The following is a 1,600-nucleotide window of genomic DNA, read 5'->3' on the forward strand; positions in this document are numbered from 1 at the left end:
GTGAAGCGTGATTCAAAACATCAGGTCGTGACTGGGTTCGCGGCCGGTTTGCGGGCTCATCTCAGTCGTCAAAACGCGATGAAAGGCATTTGAAAGTGGATGAGGAAGGCAATCGGGCGATTGGGGCGGCACAAAGAGCCCGCTGATCGGCCCTACACACCCCGTAATACGTTCATCCGCTTGACGTTCCACGCGAGCGCGACCAGCGACCATTCCGCCGCGACGTTGGACAGCCCGCGCAGTGAGAACTGCCGGAATCCCATCACATGCTTGATGATGCCGAACACCGGTTCGACCGTGCTCTTGCGGAGCCCGTACAGTGCTCGCCCCGCCTTCGTCTTGTGTCGGTGTGTCATCCTGACGATCGGATCGGTGCTCTCAGGCGGCGCCGGATCGTCGGCGAAGCGTTCCATCAGCGGCAGATGATGGGCATCGCGCTGGATCGCGATCAGCGGGGTGATGTCCGCTGCCTCGCAGGTGACGACGTTGGCCGCACTGAAGTAGCCTGCATCCGCCAGCAACACCTCAGGCTGGCCCAATGGCTCGGGCAGCGCCCCCAGCACGTTGATCATCGGTGCGACCTGGCGCTTGTCGTTGCATTGCTGGGTCACTGTCGTGCCCACGATCAACATCGTCTCGACATCCACCGCCGCCTGCGCGTTGTAGCCTTGCTCGAAGCCGCCGCTGGCCACCGGCATGATGCGCGACTCTTCGTCCGTCAGGTTGATCTGGTCGCGTTCCTTGGCACCGCCTTGCGGCGGCTTCGGGTCCTTGCCCCGCGGCTTCTTGCCGTCTTTGCTCTGCGCCTCGCGACGCGCCACCTTGGCTTCATACTCCTGCCGCTCTTGCTCGAACCGTTCCTGCGCCCGCGCCTCGATCTTCGCCTTCGCTTCGGCCAACGCCTTCAGTCGCGCTTCGCGCCGTGCGATCTCCGCCGGTACATCCATCCCATCTGGCAGACTCTCTCGATCGGTCTTCTCGGCCATCGCCATCAACTGCTGCACTTCTTCATGCAACTGCGCTTCGATCCGGCCGATGTGCCCGTGCGACAGCGCGCGGTGCTTGCTCGCATTCGCCTTCACCTTGGTGCCATCCAGCGCAATCCGGCCCAGCTTGACCAGCTTCATCTCCTTCGCGATCAGCAGCACCTGCACGAACAGCTTCTCTAACTGGCTCGCAAACCGCTTGCGAAAGGTGGCCAGCGTGTCATGGTCCGGATGCGTGTTCGCCGCAATGTAGCGGAACGCCACCGAGTCATAGGTCGCTCTCTCAATCTTGCGGCTCGAAGACACTCCGGTCGCATACCCGTACACCAGCAAGCCCAGCAGCACCTCAGGGTGATGCGCCGCCATGCCGCGACCCGCGTACGCCCCGCTCAGCTCCGACAGGTCCATCTGCTCGATGACTTCCACTACGAACCGCGCCAGATGACCTTCCGGCAACCAGTCCTCCACTGACGGTGGCAACAGATAGTCGGTCTGACGATCAACGGGCACGAAGCGACTCACCTATGGACTCTCTCAGCGAACTTGTTAATTTATTAACGCCTAACCCGTCCCGCCGGACGACCGGAGATCCCGAAAATCCGACAGTCTCCTAG

1 protein-coding gene is annotated in these 1,600 nt (G+C 61.9%); it reads right to left on the reverse strand.

Annotation, left to right across the window (positions count from 1 at the left end):
• Nucleotides 1-152: 152 nt before the first annotated feature.
• Nucleotides 153-1,508: an IS1182 family transposase gene (locus ACGLHR_RS51635; protein WP_400103861.1), complete on the reverse strand. Its 1,356-nt coding sequence runs from the start codon at nucleotides 1,506-1,508 to the stop codon at nucleotides 153-155.
• Nucleotides 1,509-1,600: the final 92 nt, after the last annotated feature.

The organism is Cupriavidus sp. CuC1, from assembly GCF_044627735.1.
Taxonomy (GTDB): Bacteria; Pseudomonadota; Gammaproteobacteria; order Burkholderiales; family Burkholderiaceae; genus Cupriavidus; species Cupriavidus ulmosensis.